This is a genomic window from Bacillus sp. FSL E2-8868, assembly GCF_038005505.1.
In the GTDB taxonomy this organism is placed as follows: domain Bacteria; phylum Bacillota; class Bacilli; order Bacillales; family Bacillaceae_G; genus Bacillus_A; species Bacillus_A mycoides.
Genome location: NZ_JBBOTI010000002.1, coordinates 1,102,372 through 1,126,002 on the forward strand (window position 1 = coordinate 1,102,372; position 23,631 = coordinate 1,126,002).

26 protein-coding genes, 2 riboswitches and 2 other annotated features are annotated in these 23,631 nt (G+C 36.1%); of the genes, 5 read left to right on the forward strand and 21 right to left on the reverse strand.

The features are described from left to right. Positions 1-99: 99 nt before the first annotated feature. The gene (locus NSS74_RS16515) at positions 100-876 is read left to right on the forward strand and encodes a class I SAM-dependent methyltransferase (protein WP_002030704.1); all 777 of its coding nucleotides are present in this window, start codon (positions 100-102) and stop codon (positions 874-876) included. A 39-nt stretch (positions 877-915) separates the two neighbouring features. On the opposite strand, the gene NSS74_RS16520 is transcribed toward NSS74_RS16515, so the two are convergent. Next, positions 916-1,125, reverse strand: coding sequence for a hypothetical protein (locus tag NSS74_RS16520; RefSeq protein WP_000880630.1), 210 nt, complete (start codon positions 1,123-1,125; stop codon positions 916-918). A 262-nt stretch (positions 1,126-1,387) separates the two neighbouring features. Next, positions 1,388-1,646 (forward strand) — a binding site (T-box leader). A gap of 59 nt (positions 1,647-1,705) precedes the next feature. Here NSS74_RS16520 and brnQ3 point away from each other — a divergent pair. Beyond that, a complete protein-coding gene (gene brnQ3, locus NSS74_RS16525) occupies positions 1,706-3,061 on the forward strand; it encodes a branched-chain amino acid transport system II carrier protein BrnQ3 (RefSeq protein ID WP_016101485.1) in 1,356 nt (451 codons plus the stop codon). A 24-nt stretch (positions 3,062-3,085) separates the two neighbouring features. Here brnQ3 and NSS74_RS16530 read toward each other — a convergent pair whose 3' ends face one another. From NSS74_RS16530 to NSS74_RS16555, 6 genes are all read right to left on the reverse strand, one after another. Continuing rightward, positions 3,086-3,442, reverse strand: a complete 357-nt coding sequence (locus NSS74_RS16530) for a DUF3992 domain-containing protein (protein ID WP_340813976.1) — start codon at positions 3,440-3,442, stop codon at positions 3,086-3,088. A gap of 10 nt (positions 3,443-3,452) precedes the next feature. Further along, positions 3,453-4,085: a response regulator gene (locus NSS74_RS16535; protein ID WP_000598709.1), complete on the reverse strand. Its 633-nt coding sequence runs from the start codon at positions 4,083-4,085 to the stop codon at positions 3,453-3,455. Further along, positions 4,082-5,137, reverse strand: a complete 1,056-nt coding sequence (locus tag NSS74_RS16540) for a sensor histidine kinase (protein ID WP_002011673.1) — start codon at positions 5,135-5,137, stop codon at positions 4,082-4,084. The genes NSS74_RS16535 and NSS74_RS16540 overlap by 4 nt, the downstream gene beginning before the upstream one ends. Then, positions 5,137-5,877, reverse strand: a complete 741-nt coding sequence (liaF, locus tag NSS74_RS16545) for a cell wall-active antibiotics response protein LiaF (protein WP_002126337.1) — start codon at positions 5,875-5,877, stop codon at positions 5,137-5,139. The genes NSS74_RS16540 and liaF overlap by 1 nt, the downstream gene beginning before the upstream one ends. Before the next feature lie 106 nt (positions 5,878-5,983). Then, positions 5,984-6,646, reverse strand: a complete 663-nt coding sequence (locus NSS74_RS16550; protein WP_002030696.1) for a PspA/IM30 family protein — start codon at positions 6,644-6,646, stop codon at positions 5,984-5,986. 44 nt (positions 6,647-6,690) lie between these two features. Next, positions 6,691-7,047 carry a lmo0954 family membrane protein gene (locus NSS74_RS16555; protein ID WP_002011676.1) on the reverse strand — a complete coding sequence of 119 codons (357 nt, stop codon included), beginning with the start codon at positions 7,045-7,047 and terminating at the stop codon, positions 6,691-6,693. A 310-nt stretch (positions 7,048-7,357) separates the two neighbouring features. On the opposite strand from NSS74_RS16555, the gene NSS74_RS16560 reads away from it, so the two are divergent. Beyond that, positions 7,358-7,780, forward strand: coding sequence for a GNAT family N-acetyltransferase (locus NSS74_RS16560; RefSeq protein ID WP_002011677.1), 423 nt, complete (start codon positions 7,358-7,360; stop codon positions 7,778-7,780). Positions 7,781-7,848: 68 nt separating this feature from the next. Here NSS74_RS16560 and NSS74_RS16565 read toward each other — a convergent pair whose 3' ends face one another. The 3 genes from NSS74_RS16565 to gltP all read right to left on the reverse strand — a co-directional run bounded on the left by NSS74_RS16565 (position 7,849) and on the right by gltP (position 11,347). Then, positions 7,849-9,165, reverse strand: a complete 1,317-nt coding sequence (locus NSS74_RS16565; RefSeq protein WP_033709769.1) for a Na+/H+ antiporter NhaC family protein — start codon at positions 9,163-9,165, stop codon at positions 7,849-7,851. A gap of 94 nt (positions 9,166-9,259) precedes the next feature. Further along, positions 9,260-9,365, reverse strand: a riboswitch (SAM riboswitch). 120 nt (positions 9,366-9,485) lie between these two features. Then, positions 9,486-10,004: a DUF402 domain-containing protein gene (locus tag NSS74_RS16570; RefSeq protein WP_002135200.1), complete on the reverse strand. Its 519-nt coding sequence runs from the start codon at positions 10,002-10,004 to the stop codon at positions 9,486-9,488. Positions 10,005-10,072: 68 nt separating this feature from the next. After that, positions 10,073-11,347, reverse strand: coding sequence for a glutamate/aspartate:proton symporter GltP (gltP, locus tag NSS74_RS16575; protein WP_002030692.1), 1,275 nt, complete (start codon positions 11,345-11,347; stop codon positions 10,073-10,075). A 493-nt stretch (positions 11,348-11,840) separates the two neighbouring features. Here gltP and NSS74_RS16580 point away from each other — a divergent pair, with 493 nt between their 5' ends. Beyond that, positions 11,841-13,115 carry a murein hydrolase activator EnvC family protein gene (locus tag NSS74_RS16580; RefSeq protein WP_340813978.1) on the forward strand — a complete coding sequence of 425 codons (1,275 nt, stop codon included), beginning with the start codon at positions 11,841-11,843 and terminating at the stop codon, positions 13,113-13,115. 98 nt (positions 13,116-13,213) lie between these two features. Continuing rightward, positions 13,214-13,375: a hypothetical protein gene (locus NSS74_RS16585; protein ID WP_002188935.1), complete on the forward strand. Its 162-nt coding sequence runs from the start codon at positions 13,214-13,216 to the stop codon at positions 13,373-13,375. A 30-nt stretch (positions 13,376-13,405) separates the two neighbouring features. On the opposite strand, the gene NSS74_RS16590 is transcribed toward NSS74_RS16585, so the two are convergent. The 11 genes from NSS74_RS16590 to lysA all read right to left on the reverse strand — a co-directional run bounded on the left by NSS74_RS16590 (position 13,406) and on the right by lysA (position 23,565). Further along, a complete protein-coding gene (locus tag NSS74_RS16590; RefSeq protein ID WP_002140989.1) occupies positions 13,406-14,761 on the reverse strand; it encodes a sodium-dependent transporter in 1,356 nt (451 codons plus the stop codon). A gap of 111 nt (positions 14,762-14,872) precedes the next feature. Next, positions 14,873-15,119: a binding site (T-box leader), on the reverse strand. Between the two features lie 61 nt (positions 15,120-15,180). Continuing rightward, complete coding sequence (locus NSS74_RS16595) at positions 15,181-15,798, reverse strand: NAD(P)-binding protein (protein WP_002140988.1); 618 nt, start codon at positions 15,796-15,798, stop codon at positions 15,181-15,183. Beyond that, complete coding sequence (locus tag NSS74_RS16600) at positions 15,773-16,525, reverse strand: sirohydrochlorin chelatase (protein ID WP_002030685.1); 753 nt, start codon at positions 16,523-16,525, stop codon at positions 15,773-15,775. Before NSS74_RS16600 ends, NSS74_RS16595 begins: the two co-directional genes overlap by 26 nt. Position 16,526: 1 nt before the next feature. After that, positions 16,527-17,303: a uroporphyrinogen-III C-methyltransferase gene (gene cobA, locus NSS74_RS16605; protein ID WP_002030683.1), complete on the reverse strand. Its 777-nt coding sequence runs from the start codon at positions 17,301-17,303 to the stop codon at positions 16,527-16,529. An 84-nt stretch (positions 17,304-17,387) separates the two neighbouring features. Then, the gene (locus NSS74_RS16610) at positions 17,388-17,588 is read right to left on the reverse strand and encodes a DUF3906 family protein (RefSeq protein ID WP_000366913.1); all 201 of its coding nucleotides are present in this window, start codon (positions 17,586-17,588) and stop codon (positions 17,388-17,390) included. Between the two features lie 10 nt (positions 17,589-17,598). Next, a complete protein-coding gene (locus NSS74_RS16615) occupies positions 17,599-19,221 on the reverse strand; it encodes a nitrite/sulfite reductase (protein WP_002140986.1) in 1,623 nt (540 codons plus the stop codon). A gap of 11 nt (positions 19,222-19,232) precedes the next feature. Further along, on the reverse strand, positions 19,233-19,826 hold the full coding sequence (gene cysC, locus NSS74_RS16620) for an adenylyl-sulfate kinase (RefSeq protein ID WP_002030679.1): 594 nt from the start codon (positions 19,824-19,826) through the stop codon (positions 19,233-19,235). A gap of 12 nt (positions 19,827-19,838) precedes the next feature. Beyond that, positions 19,839-20,975: a sulfate adenylyltransferase gene (gene sat, locus NSS74_RS16625; protein WP_002011693.1), complete on the reverse strand. Its 1,137-nt coding sequence runs from the start codon at positions 20,973-20,975 to the stop codon at positions 19,839-19,841. A gap of 39 nt (positions 20,976-21,014) precedes the next feature. Continuing rightward, positions 21,015-21,719, reverse strand: coding sequence for a phosphoadenylyl-sulfate reductase (locus NSS74_RS16630; RefSeq protein WP_002011694.1), 705 nt, complete (start codon positions 21,717-21,719; stop codon positions 21,015-21,017). Between the two features lie 87 nt (positions 21,720-21,806). After that, entirely contained in the window at positions 21,807-21,950 is a 144-nt protein-coding gene (locus NSS74_RS16635) for a YezD family protein (protein ID WP_000116159.1), read from the reverse strand. A 72-nt stretch (positions 21,951-22,022) separates the two neighbouring features. Continuing rightward, positions 22,023-22,131: riboswitch (SAM riboswitch) on the reverse strand. Between the two features lie 117 nt (positions 22,132-22,248). Continuing rightward, on the reverse strand, positions 22,249-23,565 hold the full coding sequence (lysA, locus tag NSS74_RS16640) for a diaminopimelate decarboxylase (protein WP_002030676.1): 1,317 nt from the start codon (positions 23,563-23,565) through the stop codon (positions 22,249-22,251). Positions 23,566-23,631 lie beyond the last annotated feature (66 nt).

Sequence of the window (23,631 nt, forward strand, 5' to 3'; positions counted from 1 at the left end):
CCTTTTCCAATAAGAAATCCTTATAATCCTCATGCATAAAACAAAAACGTTACATTATATAGAATGAGCTATACTATAAACTGAAGGGAGGATTTTACAATGTCCATTAATTTTCATGATGCAAATAATAAGTATACGTATGCAAATCGTAACGCACATATTTCATGGCAGGAAACAATAAACAATATTGTAGATGTACAAAACAAACAAATAATTGATATAGGTTGTGGTGGAGGCATTTATACGAAAGAACTTGCTCTTATGGGAGCCAAAAATGTTGTTGGGCTTGATTTTTCAAAAGAAATATTACAAGCTGCAAAAGAAAATTGTAATACCTTCCCAAACATTTCATTCATTCACGGTGATGCACATAATATCTCATTCCCTAATGAAACATTCGACCTTGTCATTTCTCGTGCAGTCATTCATCATTTGCATGATATTCCCACATTTATACGAGAGGCTTCTCGTATATTAAAAAAAGACGGTCTACTTATTTTACAAGACCGGACCATTGAAGATTGTATAATCCCAGGAAGTCCTGAACACCTTCGTGGATATTTTTTCTCGGTCTTTCCAAAACTCATTGAAACAGAAGCGCAAAGAAGACCAAAAACCACTACTATACAGCAATTATTACAAACATATCCTCTTCAAGCGCTCCCTATTCAAACACAATGGGAAGTACGAAAAGTACATGATTCTGTAGAGGCTTTGCTACAAGATTTATCTCCTCGAACAGGCCGATCCATTCTATATGAACTAACAGATAATGAACTTTCTCAGCTTCTACATCATATCCAAACGGCATTACAAAACGTCTCTCCTATCATCGAAAGAGATCGTTGGACAATTTGGAGCGCGAAAAAATTGTAAGGAAGGAAGCCTCACAAAATAATGTGAGGCTTCCTTCTTTCATAATCTAATTTTGCAACACTCTTGATATCCTCCACTCCTGGCCTGTGCACTTCCACACTTCGGACATACTAAATATCTAGACTGATTTGTCAACAAACTACCTTTTTGAAAGAGTAAAACTTCTGCTTGTTTAAACGAACGCGAATAATATAACCACATAAAACCAATTATAGCAATAATGCCAAATAATACTCCCATCGCAAGCATTTCAGTCACCTCTTTTGGTTTGTTCTTTCCAGCAAGTGGATTGTTGTATTATTCTCTGCAAATTCAAACAATTCCTTCCTTACTCCTATAAATATCGATTTTCTCCATAAACTTTACAATTCTCTATAATGTTTTACAGCATTTTTACAAATAGTATTAACCCTTATATTCTCAGCTATATTTCTACAGGAAAGTGTATTTCTCAAAAAATATGTTGACTTTCTAAAAAAAACATGTAAAAATGTTGTCAGAATACTTGAATAAAAATTCATTGACGAGAACGAGTATGTTATAGAGCTGTTCCCCAGAGAGTTGGTATTTTGCTGAAAGCCAACGCTCAGTTCGTAACCGAAAATCATCTCCGAGAAGTAGAACCGAATGCTAAAGTAAGTTCTTACCGGTCGTCCCCCGTTACAAGGAACACGTATCATGTTGTACGTTGTAAAGCCGTATACATATAGATATATTTCTACATGTATAAATTAGGGTGGTATCGCGGGTAAATATAACTCGTCCCTTTCTTAAGGGGCGAGTTTTTTGTGTTCTTACAATGAATTTACAAAAAAGGAGGAAAAAAACAATGAACACTGTATCAAAAAAACATGTTTTTTTCACAGGTCTTATGCTATTTTCTTTATTTTTTGGAGCAGGAAATTTAATTTTCCCTCCAATGCTTGGACAAAATGCTGGTGAAAACTTTTGGCCAGCAATGATTGGTTTTTTACTAACAGGAGTCGGCTTACCACTACTTACTGTTATCGCTATTTCTCTATCAGGAAATGGAATGCAACAACTTGCAAGTCATGTACACCCATTATTCGGAATATTCTTTACGGTAGTTGTATACATTGCAATCGGTCCATCTATGGGCATCCCACGTGTTGCTAATGTCGCTTATGAAATGGGAATTAGTTCTTTCTTACCAGAAACTATTCGCTCTAGCAGCCTAGTGCTATTTTTATACACAGTCATCTTCTTTGCTATCGTATTTTGGCTTAGTTTAAACCCTTCTAAGCTCGTCGATCGTATCGGAAGTATATTAACACCTATTTTATTACTCTCTATTTTTTTATTATTCGTTAAGAGTGTATTTACACCCCTCGGGCAATCTGGACCAGCAATGCAAGAGTATCAAACTTCTCCAATTTTCAAAGGTTTTATGGAAGGATACTTAACGATGGATACCATTTCAGCACTTGCATTTGGGATTATCGTTGTAAATGCAATTCGCTCAAAAGGTGTGAGTGATCGTAAATCAATTGCCATCGCAACAGCAAAAGCAGGACTTATTGCCGCTACTGGTCTCGTACTTGTATATGGTGCACTTGGCTGGCTCGGTACAACTAGTGTCTCTCTCGGATACGCAACAAACGGCGGACAGCTACTTACCGTTATCGTACAACAATTACTCGGTCCATATGGTCTAATTCTATTATCTCTTATCGTTACACTCGCTTGCTTAACAACATGTATTGGACTTGTATCTGCATGCAGTCAATACTTCTCAACATTATTAACGAAATTTTCATACACAACGTTAGCAAGTGTCATTTGCACATTAGGATTATTAGTTGCCAACTTAGGTTTAACAAAAATTATCGCAATCTCTGTTCCTATTTTACTTGTTGTATATCCAATTGCGATTGTACTCGTATTACTATCATTACTTCATAAATATTTCGGTGGATATCGTTCTGTTTATGTAGGTGCGTTAATTGGTTCTGCAGTTGTGAGCGTATTTGATGGATTAAAACAAGGGAATATTCCTGTTTCATCTATCACATCTTATTTCGAGTTTATTCCATTATATAATGAAGGAATCGGCTGGTTAGTACCAGCATTAGTTGGGGCTATTATCGGTTTTGCTATCGCAAAATTAAGTGGCGCCAAAGCAGTACCATTAACGGATCATTCACCTGAATCGAAAGTATCATAAAAAAACTCCCATTTCGGGAGTTTTTTACATTTGATAAGAAGTATGATTAAAGCTACTTACTTTATAAGCTTTCGTATAGTAATCAATATTTGTATCTACTGTTTCTACTTTTACAACATCATAGCAATCTTCTTGCTTCACTAGAAATAAATAATATTCTTCTGTTGCCTCAATAATTGCAATACGATCTGTTTCAATATCATATTGTTCACAAAGTGCTTGCAACGCATTCACATAGTTGCCTAATTTTTTCGTTTCATCCATTCCAAATATCGTTTGAACTAACATACACTCTCTCCCCTTTGTATGTACTGTTAACACCTTAACGATAACGCTTACATTAATAACCGTCAATAAAAAGCTTTGACCATATATAGTCAAAGCTTCCTTCTTATTTCGTCAATTGGTGTCTAAACGCATAAATAACCGCCTGTGTCCGGTCACTTACATTTAGCTTATTTAATATATTACTCACATGTGTCTTTACTGTTTTAAGGGCAATAAACAACTCATCTGCAATCTCTTGATTACTTTTCCCCTCTGCAATTAATAACAAAATTTCAGACTCTCTTTCTGTTAGCTCCTCATGCAAAGGTTGTTCTTTCTTCTGACGCATACGAGACATCATTTTGCCAGTAACTTTCGGCTCTAATACCGTTTCCCCATCATAAGTAGCTCTTACAGCATCTGCAATATCACTCGCTCTTGATGTTTTTAATAAATAACTTGTCGCCCCCGCCTCAATAACAGGATATAACTTTTCATCATCTAAAAAGCTCGTGACAACTACAATTTTCGCTTCTGGCCATTCTTGAATAATAGCACGTGTCGCTTCAACCCCATCCATCTCATCCATAACAAGGTCCATTAAAATAATATCCGGTCTTAATTGCAACGCTAACTCTGAACCTTTTCTTCCATTTTCAGCTTCTCCAACTACTTCAATATCTGGCTGCGTTGATAAATATGCTGATACACCCATTCGAACCATTTCATGATCATCAACTAGTAATACTTTTATCATGATTCTCCCCCTCTCTCAATCATAATAGGTACTTTCACTTCTATTTGCGTACCTTTATTCGGAAAACTAAGAACTTTTAATGTACCACCAATTTCATGAACTCGCTCTTGCATTGACCTTAAACCGTATGAACCAGCCTTATTAACACCAACTTTAAACCCAACACCGTCATCAATAATTTTCAAAATCGCATATTGATCAATTTTCCGAAGGCGTACTTCGGTTTTCTTTGCCTTCGCATGCCGTAAAGTATTAGACAGCGCCTCTTGTACAATACGGAATAAATGATCCTCTACACCTTTTTTTAATTGAATCGGTTCAATTAACCATTCAATTTTCATATGTTGCTTTCTAGACAGTTCTGTTAATAATTCTTCTATACCCTCTGTTAGTTTCTTACCTTCTAACTGCACTGGGCGTAAATGAAGGAGCAATGCTCTCATTTCTGATTGTGCATTTACAACCATATTCTCAACAAGCTGCAACTGTTTTTTCGTCGTGTCTGGAATTTCAGCTGCTTGCTCATTAATGGCTGACATCATCATCGACATTGCAAAAAGCTGCTGACTTACAGAATCGTGCAGCTCTCTCGCTAATCGATGCCTTTCTTGAGAAATCGCTTCTTGTCTCATCTCTTCATTCCAATGGGCTCGTTCATTCGTTACTTTTTGAAATAGCCCAGCTTGCTCCTCTAAGCGCCGAGCAAGACCAATTACTTTTCGTTCCACTTCATGAAATTCATCGTCCGCAGTAAATGAAACATCACTCGGAAAATTCCCTCGCTCTACTTCAAATAGAAAAGTATTTAATCCTTGTATACGCTGTTCTATATAATAACCGATTGCATATCCTACAATTCCTCCGATAAGAAGACTCGTACTCATAATAAACAAGCCAATTGGAACAGAAGCAATGGATTCTTTCCAGAGTAAATCATAAACTTGTTGCTCGCTTTTCCATACATATACAATTGTACAAATAAGTGCGATACTCACAGAGGACAACATAGAATAACGAATATACATCCACGAAATATTCCTTTGTTTTTTCATTATACTTTCCTCACTTCCGTATCGCCTACGACAAGCGAAGAAATAATTTTAATACGACGAGGGGCTTCTTTATACTGTTCTGTTCTAAACGTAACATTACGGTTAAATCCAGTTTCTTCGTGTCCTGGCAGGAGCACTCGCCCAACAATAACAGAATGATTTAAAGACAATTCAATATCATATGGTACATATAAGCGAATATTACCAATGACGCCCCGAATCACAATAACTGTTTCTCCCTCTGGAATCATAGCAGTTGTTAAATCAATCTCGACGTCACAAGCACCATATTGGACGTTAATATCCTCTATTTCATAAATATGATCCATCATTCGTACATTACCTACAAACATATTTTTTATATACGGTTCTGTACGATATATTTGTTTTTCTTCATTTATATATCCTTTTTCTTTAATTTCAACTTTCATTGCTTTTTGCCGATGTCCTTGTTGAATAAGTTGATAACCAATTAAAGCTAAACAAGCAAACACAACAAGTACGAATGCCGCTGATGAAAATAAGAAGAATAAGAAGACAATACCACCGACAAATAAAAATACATTCCCTCTTACATAACGGTTCTTCTTTCGATAATGTCTTCCAAACATAATCATAATAAATGCAAATATTAGACCACCTGGTTCAAAATGTCCAAGTATCATATCAAGAAAAAGACCGAATCCAAATATGATGAGGAGCATCCCCATAAATTGTGTTTTTGAAAATTGCTTCTTCATTTCAGCTCCCCCCTCCTTGTCACATATACATAGAAGAAAAGGCATTGCTTTCCAACACCTTTTCTCCTATCACTATATCATAAGCCTGTTTTATTATATACTACAATTATTTTGTTACTTCTTTCGTTAACGATACTTCATTTTTCTCTTTCATTTCACTCTCTAGTTTTGCAATTTTCATATCAAATGTATCACGCTCATGCTCTTCATTTATACGAAGCTCTATGTCACGAATGTGATCTTCAATTTCTTCGAATCGTAAGAACGGATTATTTTCATCCATTTTATGCATAGCAGTATTCATACGGCGGTTTGCATGCGCCATATTTTCACGTGCCATTAATTCCATACGCTTTGCGTTCATTTCTTTTAATTTATTTTTCATTTCTGAAAGACGACGCTCTAACTCATCAATTTGCTCTACAACACCAGCATACATTTCTTCTAAGCGAGTTACTTGCCCTTCATAATACGCTACTTCTTCTAATGCACGTTCATGCAATTGCAATTCGCCTGCTTCTTGTGCGATGATAGCTTGCTTTGATCTTTTATTAACGAAATAACGTGCTTGCTCAAGCTCACGAGCGAAGTTAGATTTTAATGCTTTATGACGCTGAATTAACTTCTCAATTTTTGTTATTTCACGCTCACTATCGCGTAAATATTGGTTTAACATAGCAATTGGATTTTTTCTTTCTTTCTCATCTAACACATTATGAAAATCAGCTAAAATTGCATCGCGTACACGTCCGAATAAAGATTGTTTCATTATAATCTTCCTCTCTTCTACTTTATAATTTGATTTATTTTATATTAGTTTTTCATTAACTTGTTCCACTCATCTTCAAAGTTGCTATATGGTTTAGCACTTTCTGGAGCAGAATCAACAACTACATTTTTTCCTTTTTTCCACTCACGGTATCCGTAGTATAAAACTACTAATGCTGCGATACCGATTAATGCTGGGGAATGAGAAAGTGCAATGGACAAACCGATTAAACCAACAATACCCCAAGCTAACTTTCCAAAGAATGATTTAGCTCGCACAAATGATTTATAGCTCCAGTACACAACTCCTGCTCCAATGGCGAATCCTACAATACCAGCAAGACTACCAAGAGCAATTAAAGCCAAAATACCGGCTGCGATAAACGCTAGAAATTGTTTCATCTTGTGCTTGCCTCCCTTCGATTTGATACTCTTATCTTAACTATTTTTTCATTTTTTCATAACGAGCTTAAGAACTGTTTTCGACTCAGACTTAAGACTGAGTTGCATTCAGCCTTTTGCAAAACGAACATGGATGCGATGCGTATAGATACAGAAAAATTCTTATTCAATAACGGATGAAAATCTCAACTTGCGCGTCCAAAAAATTAGCAATACATACAAACGTTTATTAAATTACATTAAATATATTATTAAGAAAATTATGTTAAAATAAATCAGAAGGCTACATTTAAATTAAAGGGGATATATCATGAATTTACACATTACGAAAGAAATCAATACCGCCGCTAAAAACTATATAAACAATCAGCTTTATGAATATAATTTAAAGCACTTTCCATCTGATTTAAGAGACAGATACTTAGAGATTCATTTATTTCTTAAGGATGAAAATGGTAAAATATGCGGGGGAATATTAGGTGAAGTCTGTTGGAATTGGTTAGAGATTCACTCTTTTATCATCGATGAAGATATACGTGCATTAGGGTATGGAACTAAACTGTTATTAGAAGTAGAAAAAATCGCTTTAGAAAGAAATTGTGATTTTATAAAAGTTGACACTTTAAGCTTTCAAGCATTAGATTTCTATAAAAAATATGGTTATAAAGAGTATGGTATCCTCGATAACGTAGGAAGAGATTATAAACACTACTATTTGAAAAAGGATTTATAAATAATAAAAAACGCTCAGAGAATGTTCTCCGAGCGTTTTCAACTGCTAATAATAAATGTCTCTTTATGTTATGCAGTTTTATGATACTCTTTTTTTTCCGCCACTTTAGAAAATCTCGGGAAACCAATTAATATAGAAATGATTCCACATACTCCAACTAAAATTGGATAAAATGCATATGGTAACAATTCGACCGGAGATAACGCAGCAAATCCTGCCGCTGTTAACATTTGAGCACCATATGGGATTAACCCCTGTACACAGCAAGAGAAAAGATCCAGTACACTCGCTGATTTACGGGGATCAATTTCATACTGATCCGCAATATTTTTCGCAAGCGGACCTGTAAAAATGATAGAAATTGTATTATTTGCTGTACACATATTCGTCATACTCACTAAGCCAGCAATACCAAACTCTGCTCCTTTTTTCGAACGAATATTACGTGTTAAAAGATTCATTAAATATTGAATGCCACCATTATATTGGATAAGTTCAACCATACCACCGATTAATATAGCAAGTAGTACTAGCTCCATCATACCGCCCATTCCAGTCGTTACACTTTTAAAGAAACTCTCTAACGTGTAACTTCCATCTATAAGGCCGATAGCACCTGATAATATTGTTCCACCAGTTAACACAATAAGTACATTCCAGCCAAGTAGTGCTGTAATAAGTACTCCTGCATACGGTAAAATCTTTATCCAGTCAAAACTATGGGCTTTAACTTGTGTATCACTTCCTAAAGTAATTATTACTAATAGTACAATTGTAATAATAGCGGCTGGTAATACAATTAAAAAGTTCGTTTTAAACTTATCTTTCATTTCTGTTCCTTGTGAACGAACAGCAGCAATTGTTGTATCTGAAATAAATGATAAATTATCACCAAACATCGCTCCGCCCACAACAGTAGCCATCGCAAGTGCTATTGAGATATCAGTTTGCCCACTAATACCTACAGCAATCGGTGCTAGTGCTGCAATTGTTCCCATTGAAGTTCCCATCGCTAATGAAATAAATGCCCCTATAACAAAAATTCCAGCAACGATAAATCCTGGTGGCAAAATAGATAACGCTAAGTTAACAGTGGAATCAACTCCGCCCATTCCTTTTGCTGTTTCAGAAAACGCCCCTGCAAGTACAAAAATTAATACCATAATCATAATATCAGGGTTTCCTGCACCTTTAGCAAATCGTTCTACTTTCACATTAAAGCTTTCCTTACGATTCATCACTAAAGCAATTCCTACGGCAATTGAAATTGCTACAAGTATCGGCAATTTATAGAAATCACCTGTAATAATTCCAGAACCAATAAATAGCGCCAAAAATATTCCAAGTGGTAATAACGCTAAACCATTTCCTCTCGTTTCTTTCAAAGTATCATCTCTCCCTAGTTTTAAACCTTTTCTAATGAACAACAAAAGACCTCTTCCGATGAGAAGAGGTCTTATACATCTATAAGAAACACTCTTCTCATCTTTCAAGCACATGCTTGCTGGATTTGGCACAGCACTCTGAAATCGAGTCCGCTGCCGAGGCATCGTAGGGCCAGTCCCTCCGCCTCTCTTTATAAGAAGGTTTCATATTTATTTTTTAATAATAATTTCTTTCCTAACTTTACTCGCTTACAAAACAAAAGTCAATTATTTTTTGTATAGATTTTTTTGGTAATTATACAAAAATATGAATAAACCAATCATTTTAACTTTTCGATTTCTTTATCCAATATTGAGATCCAATAAAATTTTCTATTTTTTATCGTCGCGATAATCCATTTTGTTGTATTCCATGCTAACTCATATTCTTCTTTTGTAACATCACCAATTTTATAGGCATCCTCTAACTCGTCTTCATCCAGTACATAGATCTCACCGTTCGGTAACAATACTACATCTAAATATAAATCATCAAAATAAGGTAAACCACGCTCGTCTATTTTATATTCTTTCGTCACGTCGATATAATATTGTACTAATTGTTTTTGATTGTCTAACATAGCTGTAATTGCAAAGTTTTTCCCGTTTATAAAATATTGCATCCATGTATACCCATCACCTGCAATGCAAAGCTGTTTACCATTGTATTCTTTATGACTAGGTTCCCTCACTTTTTTTATGTCCAGTATTCCTAACATTCCATCCTCTACTTGCTTAACCCTATAATCCTTCTCTATTAGTCGCTTCCACGAAGAACCGTCACCATATTTACGTTTCATTACGTCCGCTCCTCTTCTATATATAGAAAAGCCCCCACATATTATGTGAGAGCTTTTTCATATTATAATTAAGCTGCTTGACCCTTTTCAGATATCTCTTTTAAATAGGCTTGTCCTTTTTCAGCGTCATATTGACCTTCCCACTTAGACATAACTACAGCCGCTAAAGAGTTACCTACAACGTTAACTGCTGTACGAGCCATATCTAGAATACGGTCAATACCTGCAATAAACGCTAAACCTTCAGCTGGAATACCTACTGTACCAAGTGTTGCTAATAATACAACGAATGATACGCCCGGTACACCCGCGATACCTTTTGATGTAACCATTAATACAAGTAATAACGTAATTTGTTGTGTAATGGATAATTCAATACCGTACATTTGCGCTAAGAAAATTGCCGCAATTGCTTGATATAAAGTTGATCCATCTAAGTTAAATGAATAACCCGTTGGAATAACGAAAGATGTAATTGCTTTCGGACAACCGAATTTCTCCATTTTCTCCATAATTTTCGGTAAAACCGTTTCTGAACTTGCTGTAGAGTACGCTAAGATCAGCTCGTCTTTTAAAATTTTAAAGAATTGGAAAATGTTAATACCGAATATTTTCGCTGTAAGTCCTAATACAACTACAACGAAGAAGATCATTGCTCCGTATACTACAATGAGTAATTTTCCTAATGGAATTAATGAAGCTAATCCGAATGTAGAAACTGTAACACCAATTAATGCGAATACACCAAATGGTGCAAACTTCATAACTTGGTTCGTTACATAAAACATTGCATCTGCTACACCTTGGAAAAATTGTAGAACTGGTTTGCCACGCTCACCAATTGCTGCTACACCTAAACCAAATAATACTGAGAAGAAGATAATAGCAAGCATATCACCTTCAGCTAATGATTTCATAATGTTCGTCGGAACAATATTTACAAACGTATCTGCGAACGAATGACTTTGTACTTGCTCTGTCGTATGTGTATATTTAGAAATATCTGTTTTTGTTAACTTATCCATATCAACGCCTTTTCCAGGTTGGAAAATGTTTGCTATTAATAGACCGACAGCAATTGCAATCGTTGTAATAATTTCAAAGTAAATAATTGTTTTTCCGCCTAGTCGACCTAACTTTTTAATATCGCCAACACCAGCAACCCCAACAACAATACTCGCTACAACAATCGGTACAACAATCATCTTAATTAATCGGATGAAAATATCACCAATTGGTTGTAAGTACTTCACCACTTCCTGATTGCCAAAGAAAATCGCCCCAACTGCAATACCAAGCGCAAGTCCTATTAAAATTTGCCATGCAAGTCCTATTCTTTTCATACTTGTGGTAACCCCCTCTTCGATGTGTCACTCTATCTCTCATTCTATCTCTATAAAACTTGAAATTAAGAGTATTACATATTATTCGACAATTCACTACATTTTGTCCCTGTTGAAAATCATAAATCAAAATTTAAAATCTGACAACAAAATAAGTTTGCACGAATGCAAATAATTTTCTTGACAAAAACAAACTTCATGTCAGAAAACCTCACATGAAATCGATTCCTTACTAGTGATTGATAGGTTTTTAAAATACTGTTTCATTACGGAGAATTCCATCATTTCCCATGTTTTTTTAAAAAAAATATAGAAATTGATATCTTTTTCTATACATTCAAGAATTTTAAATTTATGACAAACACTACGAAAAGATACTAAATTCCGACAAAACTTAGCAAAATTATAAAATTTTCTTTACATTATGATTACAACGATAGACACTCTTCTTCTTATGATATATAACATTCATAGGGAAAGGAGCAAGACAACCATGAAAAAGAAATTTGCAGCATTTAGTGTTTTAGCAGCTGGAACGATTTTCGTTTCCCCGTTACTTTCACCCGTATACGCTGAAACGAATGAGAATAAATTATCTAATATTCAATCCGAATTAGAAGGCAAACAAAATGACTTACAAAATAAATCAGCTGAGAAAGAACAAATAGAAAAAGAAATCCTGGAATTACAAAAGAAAATCGACGAATTAACTACTTCTATTAATAAAAACGAAGCTGAATTAAACGATACAAAAAAAGAAATTAGCAACACACAGCAAGTTATTACTGAAAAAAAGAAACATATAGAGCAATTACAAACGAACATAGATACACGGCAGGAAGTTATTAAACAACGACTACAATCTATGCAAGAAAAGCCTCGTACGAGTATCATTACAGAAGTAATAACAAGTTCTGCAAATATTGCCGATCTTGTTGATAATATGTATTCTGTAAGTTTAATTTTAAATAACGATACAGATATTGTGAAAAAACAAACAAGCGATCAAAATGCTGTGACGACAGAAAAAGAAGCTGTTGAGAAAAAAGAGCAACAATTGAAAGAATCCGAGCAAAAATTAGTACAAAAACAACAAGAGTTACAAAGTAATCAACAACAGCAACAAACTTTTATTAACGATCTACATACGAAAGTAGCAAAAGTAGATTCAGAGATTGAAGGGTTAGAAGAATCAAAAGGCATTTTAGAAAACCAGCGTCAAGCTGTTCAAAAAGCAATTGAAGAAGAAAAACGTGCAGAAGAAGCGCGTAAAGCTGAAGAGGCACGTAAGGCTGAGGAAGCAAAAAAACAAGCCGCCGCTTCTGCTAAAGAAAGCACACAATCCGCACCAACACCGCAAGATACGAACAAAGGTGGATTTATTAAACCTGCCGCTGGATCGAAAACTTCAGGATTTGGTACACGTTCTTTAGATAACCATAAAGGAATCGATATCGCAGCTTCAGGAACAGTGCCAATTATTGCCGCTGCAGATGGCGTCGTTATCCGTTCAGAATTATCATCTAGTTACGGAAATGTTGTATACTTATCTCACCGTATAAACGGAAAAACATATACAACTGTATATGCACATATGAGTAGCCGTTCTGTATCTAATGGACAAACTGTAAAACAAGGCACTCAACTTGGCTTTATGGGGAACACTGGCCAATCATACGGACAACATTTACACTTCGAACTTCACCTTGGGGAATGGAATGTTGGTAAGACAAACGCAGTTGATCCGTCTCCTTATATCGGATTATAAAAAACTCGGTGCATACCGAGTTTTTTTTACTACTTCACACTTTTTAGGCGTTTTACATAAACTACAACTAAATGCCTATATTTTGCGGGGTGATAAATATGAATACACAATTACAAGAAGAAATAGAAGAAGCTAGAGAAACATACATTGGCCGGCTATTTACATTCGGCGGCTCAGCGTTATTTTTAATTGGATCATTTATCGCAGTTGTCACAGCTTATAAAGCATATAATCGCTTATTAAATACTGCTACAACATAATAAAAAGACGGAGAAATCTCCGTCTTTTTATTATGCAAACATTTTAAATACGCCTATCGCATTTAAAAATACGATAATTACAGTTACCGGAATAACATAACGAAGTAAGAAGAACCAAATGTTAAATAATGTTTTCCCTTTCGTTTCCGTAACTTCTAATTCTTTCATTAATAACTCTTTACTCATTTTATTTGGTACGAATAGCGAAATGGCTAGCACTCCGAGTGGCAGTAATACATTACTTACCGAAAAATCGACGAAATCAAAGAATGTCTTACCAAATATTTTTACATCACTCATAATTCCAAACGATAACGCTGATGGAATTCCAACTGCAAAAATAAGAATACCAATTAATAACGAAGCTGACGGACGCTTCTTCTCATTATCTTTCGCAACAGATGCTACTACAATTTCAAGCATTGAAATCGCAGATGTTAAAGTCGCAAAGAAGAATAAAACTAAAAACATAATGAAGAAAAATTGTCCAAATGGAATTTTTGCAAAGACAGCAGGAAGAACGATAAACAGTAGCCCTGGTCCTTCTGTCGGTTTAACTCCTAATGCGAAAATCGCCGGAAAAATCGCTAATCCTGCAAGTACTGTAATAAATACAGTTAAACTTACAATAGATGTTGCTGATTTAGCTAAATGCTCTTCTTTCTTTAAATACGAACTATACGTTACCATTACCGAGGCACCTACCGTTAGTGAGAAGAAAGATTGCCCCATCGCATATAAAATAGTATCTGCTGTAAGCTTTGAAAAATCTGGTTTTAAGAAGAACTCTACCCCAGCCATAGCACCATCAAGTGTTAACGCACGAATAATGATAGCAATAAATAAAATGAATAATAGCGGCATCATGTACTTACTTGCTTTTTCTATGCCTTTTTCCACACCTTTACTAACAACAAAAATCGTACAAAGCATAAAGATGAATTGCGCCCCAATCGCACTTACTGGATTTGAAATTGTTTCAGCAAACAATTGTCCATAATCGACTACTCCGTTCCAGAAACTACCTGTGACACTATAGTATAAATAAAGTAAAATCCATCCACCTACAACACTATAAAAAGATAGTACGCTAAAACAAGTAACAACCCCCATACGACCAATCCAAGGATATAACTTGCTATTCGGTACTAATACTTTATAAGCTGTAACGGCCTCTTTTTGAGTACTACGGCCAATAACAAATTCAGCTAAAAGAAGAGGCATACCAATAAATAAAGTTAATAGTAAGAATACAAGGAAGAATGCGCCTCCCCCACCATTACCTGCAACATATGGAAACTTCCATATTGCACCAAGACCTACTGCGGCTCCGGCTGCTGCGAGTACAAAGCCAATTTTCGACGTCCATTGCTGTGTTTCTTTCATCATAAATTCTCCTTTTCTGAATATTATAACTTTTATCAATTATACACTTTCATTTCATACTCGCACACCTCCTTTAGAAAATAAAAAAGTCCCCTACACGCAAATATGCATGTAGAGGACGATATATGTAATAGAATACCGTGGTACCACCTCAATTGGATCAATAAATCCCACTTGTTCAGGTACAGGAAAATTCCGATACCCTATCCTTTTAACGGCGGAACCCGGGTTGCCTACTGCAATGTTCAGCATACCTCTCGCAAGCCCATTCTGTATATTTTATCGTACCGGGCTCACACCTTACCCCAGCTCTCTGAACGCATCAAATATACGTACTCTTCTTGCTCATCGATTTCATCTTTTGAAGTTACTTGTGATTATAAATTATATTTTTATATTTGTAAAGCACAATTCGCTCACTATCCTATATAAATTCCCCTCTCTAATTCTTGTAAAAAAAGCTCTCTTTTTTGTTCACTTTGAACATATATCGACTTTAATACTTCTTGTAACAATATATTTTTTTGCCTTTTCTCTACTTGTAATTCTTTCACTTTTAGTCTAACTTCATATAAAAAATCAAGATACGATTCATACTTCTCATCATATTTATTTGCGATATCATCACGAATTTTTTTTGCAAGTTTCGGACTTGCCCCTCCAGTAGAAACAGCTACATTAAGCAATCCACGATGAATTGCCGCCGGAAAATGAACATTTCCACTTTCCGGATTCGTAATAACATTTACCAATTGATTCACTGCGGCATCTTCAGCAATTTGTTCATTTAGTACCGAATTACTAGTCGCTGCAACTACTAAAAAAGCATCTTTAATATCACTTTTCTCATACTCTCTTTGATACCAACGAATTTGCTTTTCTTCTACAAGTTTCACTAAATTTGCATCTAATTCTGTACTTACTACAACAATATCCGCACCTTGTTTTAGTAAAGGAATAATTTTAAACCCCGCTACTTTCCCTCCACCAATGACAACAACACGTTTCTTATCAACTCGCACTGTAAGTGGATACATATTGATCTCCCTTCAATATTTCCTCTGTTTTCTGAATTAACATCTCTCGAAACGCTACATTCTTTCCTAAATAGGGACTTATTTTTATCTCTTCCGACTCATATTGACGCACTTCTTTCTCAACATGTTTCATGAGTAAGCCTGTAAATAATAAGTAAGGTAACACAACAATGTTCCGTTCTTTTTGTTCTACAATTTCTTTCAACCTCTCATCAAACTTCGGCTCCGCGGCTGCTAAATAACAAACTTCCACCTCTTTAATGTTCTCTTCTTTTTGAAATAAAGAAGAAATCCACTTTATGTCTTGTAAAGTTTCCGGATCACTACTCCCTCTTGCAACGAGCAAAAGTGTTACTTCTTCTTTATAGTCTTTAATACCACTTCCGTTATATACCGCTTTTACAAGCACTTCTGATACACCAAATGGATTACCATACACTATTTTGATATCCGGATATTCCTCGTTTAACTTTCGTAATTCAAACGGAATATCTTTCTTTACATGTCCTGCCGCTAATAAAAAAACAGGAATAGCGACAATCTCTGTAGCACCACGCTTCACACATGTACGAAATCCTTCTTCAATAGAAGGATTCGCTAGCTCTAAAAAACAAATTTCTTGAATATTTGCCTCTACACGGTTCATACATGACGTAATAAATGCAACCGCTTCTTCTTTTGCTGCTTTCAAACGGCTTCCATGACATATATATATAACAGCCTTCATTTTACAATACTCCGCTTACTTGATATGCATTTTCCGTTTGTTTCTCAAACCAATGTATCTTTTCTCTAAAACGGACAACTTCTCCAATAACAATCATACTTGGATTTTGAATTCGTTCTTTTTTGGCAACATCTACAATTGTTCCTAACGTCGCTGTAACAGTACGTTGCATAGATGTCGTTCCCCACTCAATGATAGCGGCAGGTGTACTTTGATCTTTTCCATGTTTTATTAGTTGTTCACATATGTAAGGTAAATTACTAACCCCCATATAGACCGCTAATGTATCTACACCTTTCGCTAAACTTTCCCACTTCACTTCCTCTTCAGCCCCTTCTTTCCGGTGCCCTGTCACAACAGCAAAACTTGCGCTTGCATCGCGATGCGTTACTGGAATTCCAGCATAAGCAGGAGCAGCTATACCAGCTGAAATACCAGGAATAATTTCAAATGGGATACTTTGCTTCGCTAACGCTTCAGCTTCTTCTCCACCTCTTCCAAATACAAATGGATCTCCGCCCTTAAGTCTCGTTACAACTTTTCCTTTTTTCGCATATTTAATAAGAAATGTGTTAATTGTCTCTTGCTTCATCGTGTGATAATTTGGGAGTTTCCCGCAATAAATTAAATCCGCTTCAGGCTTTGCATGAGAAAGCAATTCTTTATTTACGAGACGGTCGTACAATATAACATCAGCCTTCTCGATGCATCTCAACCCTTTAACAGTAATTAAATCCGGATCACCAGGACCCGCCCCGACGATATAAACCTTCCCCATAATCTCTCCTCATTTCTACTATAAAATGAAACTTCCACTCTTAATCACGAATGGAAGTTACTATTATTTCGTATTACATGTTCTCTACTCATGAATAACAAATGCCGCCCCTTTTCGAATCTTCTTTTTTTCAAACAAAGAAATCTCTTTCACTTCTGGTAACGGTAAAAAATGTTTTTCAAGCTCAATTTCCGCAAGCTTAAATGCCTGTTCTTCACTCTGAGCAACGACAACAATTGGAACAATACTATTTACTAATACAGCTTCAAATCGATATAAGTCCATATTGCCCCTCCTAAGATGCTATTACTTCTTCTAATACACGATTTAGTACAATTTGTAATTCTTCCACTCCAACACGTCCTACGAAATCATAAAACGTTTCGGCTAGTAATTTGTTCTTTTGGAAATAACTTAAAAAGGACACGAGAACATCCGGCAAATCTTCTCCATCTATTTTCCCTTTTAACTTTTCGTTATATGCTCCTCCGTCTAATAGTGTTCCGCCCACATATATTTCAAACGCCTCAACGATTCCCTTTTCCTTCGTTTTCAGTTTTATCCCTTGCAAACCAATATCAGCAATTTGACGTTGACCACATGAGTTCGGGCATCCTACCATATGAATTCGAACTGGAACATCGAGTGCAATTTGTGTATCTAAGTACTCTGCGATTTTGCGTAATCTTTCTTTCGTTTCTACTAACGCAAGATTGCAATACTCAATGCCAGTACATGAAACCGCATGACCGATAAACGATTTCGGATTTGCTGAAATTGCTTCAAACAACGGTTCACTTAATAATCCTGCAACATTTTCTGGCGGAACATTCGGAATAATGAAGTTTTGCGAGTTACAAGTTCGAATTTGCCCGTTTCCATATTTCTTTGCAATTCTTGCAATCTCAAACATTTCCTCTGCGTGTAAACGCCCTACTGGTACATTAAAGCCGACATACTTTAATCCTGCTTGTTTTTGATCTTGAACGCCATAAAAGTATCCTGCATTCCAGCCTTTGAGAGCACTTTCCCCTTTACTTTGCAATGATCCTGTATACTCTACTAGTTTCTCTTTAAATTTCTCCGCACCCCAGTCAGCAACAAGAAATTTCAAACGTGCTAAATGACGCTTTTCACGATATCCAAAATCACGGAATATAGTAGCAATTGCAATTGCTATCCCCTTCACTTCTTCTGGTAAAACGAATACATCTAATTCTTCCGCTAAGTACGGACGAGCTGATAAGCCTCCCCCTACTTTTATATGAAAACCAATTTTTTTCTCACCATCTATTTCTTTCGTAGCGGGTGTAAATGCCATACAGTTAATCTCTGCATTTGCTGAATTATAAATGTTAGAACTAATAGACATTTTGAATTTACGTGGTAGATTAGAAAACTCTTCATTATGTTGGAAGTAATCGTATATTTCTTTAACAATCGATGTTGTATCAAATAGTTCATTCGCATCAATTCCAGCAAGTGGATTACCTGTAATATTACGCGTAATATCACCACATGCCCCTGCTGAAGATAAACCAACTCTCGCTAATCTTTTAAAAATATCCGGAATTTGCCCAATTTCTAACCAATGAAACTGAATCGCCTGTCTTGTCGTAATATCTAACACATCACGCCCATAATCTTCAGCGATAGAAGCAAGTGCTTCTGCCTGTGCATTTGTAATAATTCCAGAAGGAATGTTGACACGCATCATAAAATAGCCCGCTTCTTTCGGTCTTTGCAAATACAATCCCGCCCATTTAAAAGCGTCCCACTCTTCTTTCGGAATAGATTCAAATCCATTCTCCGCATAGTAAGGAATATCATTAAAGATTTCTAATCCGTCTTTCTCTAATTTCTTTTTCTCTGTTTGATTTAATTTTTCATTATTAGCCCACACTTTTTCATAACTCATCTTTTATCCCCCTATATGAAACTACGCTCTTGCAAGTACTTCACAATTTGCTCTGCACATTCTTCAATAGAATACTTGTGCGTTTCTACAATTAATTCTGCTTGTTTTGGTTCCTCATACGGTGAATCAACACCAGTAAACTCTTTAATATCACCTTGTCTCGCTTTTTTGTATAACCCTTTTGGATCACGTTTTTCACACTCTTCAATTGGACATTTTACAAACACTTCTATAAACTCATCTGCCGCTAATAAATCCCTAACTTGTTTTCGATCTACTTGAAATGGTGAAATAAACGCTGTAAGGACAACAGTACCTTGATCTACAAATAGCTTCGCCACTTCGCCAATACGTCTTATATTTTCCATACGATCACTTTCAGAAAAACCTAAGTCTTTATTTAAACCGTGCCGAATGTTATCCCCATCTAGCACATAATTTCCGATATTCTTTTCAAATAGTTTACGAGCAACCGCATTCGCTACTGTAGATTTGCCCGAAGCTGATAAACCAGTAAACCAAACTACAAAACTGTGATGCCCATTCTTCACTCTTCTCTCATCTTTTGAAACAGAAGCTGTATGCCAAGTAATATTCGTATCCATCTCATTCTCTCCCTATTCTGTTACTACTTCTTTTTTCAAACCTTTAATTAGCACTTCCACTACTTCTTTACGACTAAATGTACTTGGCGGAATCTCACCATTTCTTAACATTTCTCGTACTTTCGTACCCGATAAGATGACACGGTCTTCTTTTCCATGCGGACATGTTTTCGTTGAAGCCATTGCTTCACATTTCGTGCAGTAAAAACTATGTTCAAAAAATAACGGCGTAATCCCTAACTCTTCTACTGTAAAATTCGTAAAGATTTCCTGCGCTTCATATGTTCCGTAATAGTCCCCTACCCCAGCATGATCACGCCCTACAATAAAGTGGGTACAACCAAAGTTCTTTCTTACTAGTGCATGAAATATCGCTTCCCTTGGTCCTGCGTAACGCATTGCTGCAGGAAATACACCTAAAAAGACACGATCTTTCGGATAATAGTTTTGAAGTAATACTTCATAGCTTTCCATCCTTACATCAGCAGGAATATCATCTGACTTCGTTTCCCCAACGAGCGGATTTAAAAAGAGACCATCTACAATTTCAAGGGCAGATTTTTGAATATACTCATGGGCACGATGTACTGGGTTTCTCGTTTGAAATCCAACTACTGTTTTCCAACCGCGTTTTTTAAATTCTTCTCTCGTTTCAATTGGATCTAAATGATAAGAAGGAAACGGATTATTTCCAAAGCGTTTTGTAAGAATAATAGCTCCTCCAACGTAAACGTTTGGTCGTTCATATAATTTTTTCACCCCTGGATGTGCTTCATCCGTCGTTTTATATACAAGTAACGCTTCTTTTTCTTTATCTGGTACAAAAATATCTTCTATTTGAATAACACCATATACATTTCCGGCGTTGACAAGTTTTACTTCCTCTCCAGCCTGCAGTTTCTCGGCTACTTCTTCTGTTACCGGTAGTGTAATCGGTATACTCCATACGCTACCATTTGCTAAACGAAGCGTTTCTACTACTGAATCATAATCTCTCTTCCCTAAAAATCCTGTAAGAGGGCTATATCCTCCTGTCGCCAAAAGTTCTAAATCACTAAGTGCAATTTTGTCTATCTCGATTTCCTTTACAATGTTCGATATTTCATATGTTTCATCAATGCGGTTTACTAATTCATTTGTTGTACTCATCTTCTTATATCCCTTCTTAGCTTTATTTCAAAATCTATCTCATTGAAAGTGAAGGCCACATTCCGTCTTCATTTTCCCAGCCCATCTTCCATCTCTTGAGTTGCCACCATCACCTACAGGTAATGTACATTTCTCACACCCAATACTCGGATAGCCAACATCATGCAATGGGTTATACGGCAAACTATGTTTATATACATATCGCCAAACTTCTTTCCAAGTCCAATGAATGAGCGGACAAACTTTAATAGATTGAAAACGACGATCTTGATTTATAAACTGTGTATGCTTACGCGTTTCTGATTGTTCCCTTCTTAAGCCTGATATCCACGCTTTTTCCGCTGCTAATGATTTTTCTAACGGTAAAATTTTTCTAATACTACAGCAAAGATTCGGATTACTTTCCCATAACTTCTCTCCATGAAGCTTCGCTTGTTCATCGAGTGTAAGTTCTGGCTGTTTTTCTATAATATTTAATGAAGGAAATCTCTCGCGTACCTTCTTAATTAATTCGTACGTTTCTTGAAAATGAACATTTGTATCCAAAAATACAACTTTAGCAGATGGATTTACTTGGTTTATAAGATGCAATAAAACCATTCCCTCCACCCCAAAGCTACATGCATATACAATTTCATCTTTATATTCGTTATAAGCCCAACTTAATACTGATAGCGCGCCTTTCGTTTCATCTTCTTCAGAAAATGAAACACTATTTTCTTTCCACGTTTCGTACGTCAACATGTTTTTTCCCCCTGTAAAAGCAAAAAGACGGCTTTAACCTATTAAAAATAGATTAAAACCGCCTCTAGTTTTTCTAGTCAGCGCTTTTTACTTTAAACGAACCTTTTCACTTTTTTCTAATTGAATCACTTTTCCATCTTGCACAACAATTGTAATGGAACCATATTTCATATCAGCAAGCATCGCTTGAATTTTCTCAGATACTTCATCAAAATGCTCCCGTACGCTCACGCAAACAGCCCCCCTTTTTATTCATAAAAAAAATCTTTCCCATTTCGAAAAGACTGTTCGGTAATATATTTTACCTTATCTTTCAAAATGGATTCCATTTTGCTGGATTTAGCACCTTGCTTTCTATAAGCAGGTTGCCGAGCTTCGTAGGGCCAGTTCCCTCAGCTTCTCTTGATAAGCTTTGTATTTGTATTTTATCACAATTCTGATTTTTTTCAATCCTAGTTTTCCGATATATTTAATTATTTTTCTTTTTTTAAAAGGAGTTGCCTTTACTAGACAACTCCTTCTTTCTCATTCACACCAGCTCTTTAATACGTATGCGATCGTTCCCAATGATATTTTCATATGTTTCACGTTCTACGACAATTTGTGACGTCCCGCCTTTTGCAAAGACGACAGCTGGTCTACGAATACGATTATAATTATTCGCCATCGAGTACCCATATGCCCCCGTACAAGAAATTGCTAGTAAATCAGAAGAAGCAACTTGCGGTAAGTTAATATCCCAAATCAGCATATCTCCACTTTCACAGCATTTCCCAGCAATCGAAACGAGTTCCTCATTCTCATCATTCCCTCGATTCGCCAACATCGCCTCATAACGGGCTCCGTATAGAGCTGGTCTTAAATTATCTGTCATTCCACCATCGACTGAAACATATTTCCGAATGCCAGGAATCTCTTTCACCGCTCCGACTGTATAAAGTGTTGTTCCCGCATCACCTACGATACTACGACCTGGTTCAACCCATATTTCTGGAAGCGGATATTCACATAATGTAAATTGTTCTCTTATCGTACTTGTTACAGCGTGCACATACGTTTCAAGTGTTAACGGTGTATCTGAATCCGTATAACGTATACCGAAACCTCCGCCCACATTTAATACTTTCATCACATAATGTGTTCGCTCTCTCACTTCTTCTAAAAATTGGCGGAGTACTTCAATTGCTCGAACAAATCCAGCCGTTTCAAATATTTGTGATCCGATGTGCGAGTGAATTCCTAGCACATTATAATTTGATTTTTGCAAGGCAAGCTCAATTGCTTGCATCGCTTGACCATTTGAAACACCAAATCCAAATTTCGAATCCTCTTGACCTGTTGTTATATATTCGTGTGTATGTGCCTCTACTCCAGGCGTTACACGGATTAATATGTTCACAAATTTCCCATGTTGCATTGCTAAATCATGTAAGATTTCTAATTCTAAGAAATTATCTACTACAAAACAACCGATATTCGCCTGAAGAGCCATAATCATTTCTTCTTCTGTTTTATTATTTCCGTGAAAATGAATACGCGATGCCGGAAAACCAGCTTGGAGCGCAGTATATAATTCTCCTCCAGAAACAACATCTAAAGACATATTCTCTTCACGAGCTACTCGGCACATCTCCATGCACAAGAACGCCTTGCTTGCATATGCTACTTGATAAGAGAAACCACTTTCTTTAAAAGCACGATGAAACGCGCGGCACTTTCCTCGAATAGACTCTTCATCGTATACATAAAGTGGTGTTCCGTATTGTTTTGCTAGTTGCGTCGTATCGCACCCACCAATTTCTAAGTGTCCTTGCCCATTGATTCGGCTTGTGCCGTGTAAATACATTTAAATTCCTCCCTTATTTCCTCTAAAACTCATAACCCCAATCTTCTATTCATTGCAGCACGCTTT

What these genes read in the sequence shown, in the direction of transcription:
- NSS74_RS16585 (WP_002188935.1), top strand. Translation starts at nt 13,214, where the DNA reads ATGAATACACAATTACAAGAAGAAATAGAAGAAGCTAGAGAAACATAC.
- NSS74_RS16515 (WP_002030704.1), top strand. Translation starts at nt 100, where the DNA reads ATGTCCATTAATTTTCATGATGCAAATAATAAGTATACGTATGCAAAT.
- NSS74_RS16615 (WP_002140986.1), bottom strand. Translation starts at nt 19,221, where the DNA reads ATGAGTTATGAAAAAGTGTGGGCTAATAATGAAAAATTAAATCAAACA.
- liaF (WP_002126337.1), bottom strand. Translation starts at nt 5,877, where the DNA reads ATGAAGAAGCAATTTTCAAAAACACAATTTATGGGGATGCTCCTCATC.
- NSS74_RS16595 (WP_002140988.1), bottom strand. Translation starts at nt 15,798, where the DNA reads ATGTATCCACTTACAGTGCGAGTTGATAAGAAACGTGTTGTTGTCATT.
- NSS74_RS16610 (WP_000366913.1), bottom strand. Translation starts at nt 17,588, where the DNA reads ATGGACTTATATCGATTTGAAGCTGTATTAGTAAATAGTATTGTTCCA.
- cobA (WP_002030683.1), bottom strand. Translation starts at nt 17,303, where the DNA reads ATGGGGAAGGTTTATATCGTCGGGGCGGGTCCTGGTGATCCGGATTTA.
- NSS74_RS16520 (WP_000880630.1), bottom strand. Translation starts at nt 1,125, where the DNA reads ATGCTTGCGATGGGAGTATTATTTGGCATTATTGCTATAATTGGTTTT.
- NSS74_RS16630 (WP_002011694.1), bottom strand. Translation starts at nt 21,719, where the DNA reads ATGTTGACGTACGAAACGTGGAAAGAAAATAGTGTTTCATTTTCTGAA.
- NSS74_RS16550 (WP_002030696.1), bottom strand. Translation starts at nt 6,646, where the DNA reads ATGAAACAATCTTTATTCGGACGTGTACGCGATGCAATTTTAGCTGAT.
- NSS74_RS16555 (WP_002011676.1), bottom strand. Translation starts at nt 7,047, where the DNA reads ATGAAACAATTTCTAGCGTTTATCGCAGCCGGTATTTTGGCTTTAATT.
- lysA (WP_002030676.1), bottom strand. Translation starts at nt 23,565, where the DNA reads ATGTATTTACACGGCACAAGCCGAATCAATGGGCAAGGACACTTAGAA.
- NSS74_RS16600 (WP_002030685.1), bottom strand. Translation starts at nt 16,525, where the DNA reads ATGAAGGCTGTTATATATATATGTCATGGAAGCCGTTTGAAAGCAGCA.
- NSS74_RS16535 (WP_000598709.1), bottom strand. Translation starts at nt 4,085, where the DNA reads ATGATAAAAGTATTACTAGTTGATGATCATGAAATGGTTCGAATGGGT.
- NSS74_RS16590 (WP_002140989.1), bottom strand. Translation starts at nt 14,761, where the DNA reads ATGAAAGAAACACAGCAATGGACGTCGAAAATTGGCTTTGTACTCGCA.
- gltP (WP_002030692.1), bottom strand. Translation starts at nt 11,347, where the DNA reads ATGAAAAGAATAGGACTTGCATGGCAAATTTTAATAGGACTTGCGCTT.
- NSS74_RS16580 (WP_340813978.1), top strand. Translation starts at nt 11,841, where the DNA reads ATGAAAAAGAAATTTGCAGCATTTAGTGTTTTAGCAGCTGGAACGATT.
- cysC (WP_002030679.1), bottom strand. Translation starts at nt 19,826, where the DNA reads ATGGATACGAATATTACTTGGCATACAGCTTCTGTTTCAAAAGATGAG.
- NSS74_RS16570 (WP_002135200.1), bottom strand. Translation starts at nt 10,004, where the DNA reads ATGAAACGTAAATATGGTGACGGTTCTTCGTGGAAGCGACTAATAGAG.
- NSS74_RS16560 (WP_002011677.1), top strand. Translation starts at nt 7,358, where the DNA reads ATGAATTTACACATTACGAAAGAAATCAATACCGCCGCTAAAAACTAT.
- NSS74_RS16540 (WP_002011673.1), bottom strand. Translation starts at nt 5,137, where the DNA reads ATGAAAAAACAAAGGAATATTTCGTGGATGTATATTCGTTATTCTATG.
- sat (WP_002011693.1), bottom strand. Translation starts at nt 20,975, where the DNA reads ATGAGTACAACAAATGAATTAGTAAACCGCATTGATGAAACATATGAA.
- brnQ3 (WP_016101485.1), top strand. Translation starts at nt 1,706, where the DNA reads ATGAACACTGTATCAAAAAAACATGTTTTTTTCACAGGTCTTATGCTA.